We start from the raw sequence: 2,954 nt of genomic DNA on the forward strand, positions 1-2,954 counted from the left end.
CCACTTATTGCGATGGAGCGCGCCAGCGCGTCCGGCTTGACAGGCCAAAAATGCGGTTTGTGTTCGCATCGCCGACCGTCTGCACTTGTCGAGAATTTTCGGTTATGAGCCCGACTGACGTACCGGACATTTTTCGATTGCCACAATCATAGATGCTGTTCATTCCCTCCGGAGAGCATGCCCATCGTGCTGTCGTTGTAAGGCTTGGAGAAAAATCTGGCTCCCACGGGCAAGTGGCCTTCATCGACAATATTCTTGCCGGACACCACGATCAACTTCACCGGCGGCCAGCGCTTTCGGATGTAATGCGACAGCTTGATCCCGTCCATCGAGCCCGGCATGCTCACATCGGTGGACACCAAATGGATGTCAGAGCGGCCTTCAAGGACCTGGATGGCCTCGTCGGCGCTGCTGGCCTCGAGCGCCTCGAAACCAGCAGGAGACAATGTCCACAGTACACATGCGGATATATGACTATCTTCCACCACTAGTACATCGATTTCTTGAATCGACTCATATCATTTGGCCTCGGCAATTCTCCACTTCCATGTGTGGACGACGGGGCGGCGGTTGATCCGGTCGATTTCGGCGAGGATTCTCTGGCCCAGCTCCGGCAGGGAAGCGACGCGGATATGGCGAAGCACGGAGCGGGCGAGCTTGGAGAAAAATCCCTCGACGAGATTGAGCCAGGAGCCGTGTTTGGGCGTGTAGACGAGCGTGAAGCGTCCTTTGGGCTGCTGGGCGAGCCAAGCCATCGTCTCCTTGGATTTGTGGGCGGAGTGATTGTCGAGGATGAGCTTGATCGCGGTCGCGGGCGGATGGGCGGCGTCGAGCTTTTTCAGGAATTTGACGAATTCGCGCGAGCGATGTCTCCGCTCGACGCTGGCGTGGACGACGCCGGTCATCAGATCGATGCCGGCCAGCAGGCTCTGCGTCCCCAATCGAACGTATTCGTGATCGCGTGCGACGGTCCGATGACGCATGGGCTTGGGCGGCAGGTCGGGCGCCTTGTTGGCGAGCGCCTGGATGCCCGGCTTCTCGTCATAGGAGATGATCGCCACAGCAGGTGTTGGCGCGGGCGTTTCCTCGCTTCGGGCTTTCGCCGCCTGTTTCAACTGTTCGACCTCGCGATAGACGGAAACGACCTCGGCCATCTTCGCGTCAAAGTCGGGATCGCGGCGTTCGAGGTAGTAGCGCAGTTTGTGCGGTTTGACTTCGGGCGCGGCCAATATCTTGCACAAAGTTCCCTGGGCGAGACGGGCCAGACAGGCGTATCCGGCAGCCACAGCCCGCTCGCGCACGTGCTCGGCCAGCAGCCGGGTCGTCCACACTTCGTGCGGATAGCCAAAATCCTTCGGCTTGCGGCAGGCCAGATCGACGACGAACGTGCGCGCTTGGCTGGTGATGGTCGGCTCGCGCCCGGGACGCGGACTGTCGTCGAGAGCCGCCATGACGCCGAACTTGCGCGCCCGTCGCAAACATCGCTCGACGGTCTGGTGCGTCACCCCGATGGCTCGCCCGGTCGCATAGAGCGACGGCTTCTCGCGATAGGTCAACAAGATGCACGCCCGCTGGACGTGGTTCGCCGGTTCCGTTCGCGAACGCGAGACGCACGCGAGATCAGACAACTCCTTCTCCGAAAACGGCACTTCGATCACACGCCGAGGCGCGGCCATAACCATTTCTCCATCCGCCAATCCACCAAAAGGAGATATGGATATCGTCAAACCGAAAGGGAATCCCCCCGATGCGTGCGGATTCATGGAATCGATACACTAGTCACGTAACCAGATTTACGCCGTAGGCAAACGCGCAACATTACCCAGGCGAGCAAGAATCGGGGAGTGAGGCAGGCGCGGGGCGAGGTGAGCTGAAGCGTGCGGGGGGCTCGCCCCAACCCCTCATGGGCAGATATACTTTCCCCCGTCCGGCGCCTTGAAGCAGCCGACCGATTCGGGAAACAGCGTCTTCGGCAGCCACAGCACGACGTCTGGGAAAAAGATCGCGAAGGCGATGGTCGCGAAGAAGATCACGTAGATCGGCAGCGACGCCTCGAGTGCTTGGGAAAAGCGGGCGCCGACGAACTTCGAGGCCATCAGCAGCGACAGTCCGTAGGGCGGGGTGATCAGGCCGAACGCGAGCGTGATGATCAGGACGATGCCCATGTGTACGCCATTGATCGAAGCCTGGTCCGTGAGCTGGTTCACCACCGGCATGAAGATGATGATCGCGGGAATCGGCTCGATGAAGTCGCCGACGATGGTGAACACCAGCACCAACAGGAACATGATCGCGCGCGGATCGCTGCCGGCGACGTCGCCGATCCAGCCCGCGACCACGATCGGGCCGCGCAGATAGGCCAGCAGCCAGCCGAACGCGGACGCGGCGGCGATGGTGATCAGCGGCAGCGAATAGATCAGCCCAGCCTGCACGAAGTCGCGCCATACGAGGCGCATATGGCCCGGATTGAGCAGCGGAATCACCACGATGAGAATGTAGGCGACCGCGACCACGCCCGCCTCGGTCGGCGTGAACCAGCCGGTCATGATGCCGCCGAGCAGGATCACCGGGATCAGCAGCGGCAGCGCCGCGGCGCGCGTCGCGGCGACGAGATTGCTGAGGCTCGACCGCGGCCGGCGAAAGCCGACCGGTCCGAAGAAGTAGCAGAACAGCATGAGGCCGAGGCCGACCATCACCCCCGGCAGGATGCCGGCAAGGAAGAGCCCCGCGATCGAGACATTCCCTACCGCGCCATAGACGACCGCCATGATGCTCGGCGGCACCTGATTGGCGATCGTCGAGGCGGCGGCGATCAGGGCCGCGACGAACGCAGGGGAGTAGCCTTCGCGAGCCATCGGCCGCGCCATCGTACGGCTGAGCACGGCTACGTCCGCGGAGGAAGAGCCCGACATGCCCGAAAAGAACATGCTGAATACGGTGGTGACCTGCGCGAG

Annotated in this window: 3 protein-coding genes; all 3 read right to left on the reverse strand. The window is 61.9% G+C overall.

Translation table 11 applies throughout. The annotated features are described in order from the left end of the window. Nucleotides 1-146: 146 nt before the first annotated feature. Complete coding sequence (locus VNX23_RS05825; protein WP_325628237.1) at nucleotides 147-509, reverse strand: response regulator; 363 nt, start codon at nucleotides 507-509, stop codon at nucleotides 147-149. Nucleotides 510-518: 9 nt separating this feature from the next. Next, on the reverse strand, nucleotides 519-1,676 hold the full coding sequence (locus VNX23_RS05830; protein WP_325628235.1) for an IS630 family transposase: 1,158 nt from the start codon (nucleotides 1,674-1,676) through the stop codon (nucleotides 519-521). A 225-nt stretch (nucleotides 1,677-1,901) separates the two neighbouring features. Beyond that, nucleotides 1,902-2,954: TRAP transporter large permease subunit (locus tag VNX23_RS05835; RefSeq protein WP_325628236.1), on the reverse strand; the 1,053-nt coding region annotated here is incomplete at its 5' end.

It is taken from the genome of Bradyrhizobium sp. (assembly GCF_035570375.1).
Lineage (GTDB): Bacteria > Pseudomonadota > Alphaproteobacteria > Rhizobiales > Xanthobacteraceae > Bradyrhizobium.

Excerpts from the sequence above, each read along its gene's own strand:
- VNX23_RS05830 (WP_325628235.1), bottom strand. The coding sequence starts at position 1,676 with ATGGCCGCGCCTCGGCGTGTGATCGAAGTGCCGTTTTCGGAGAAGGAG.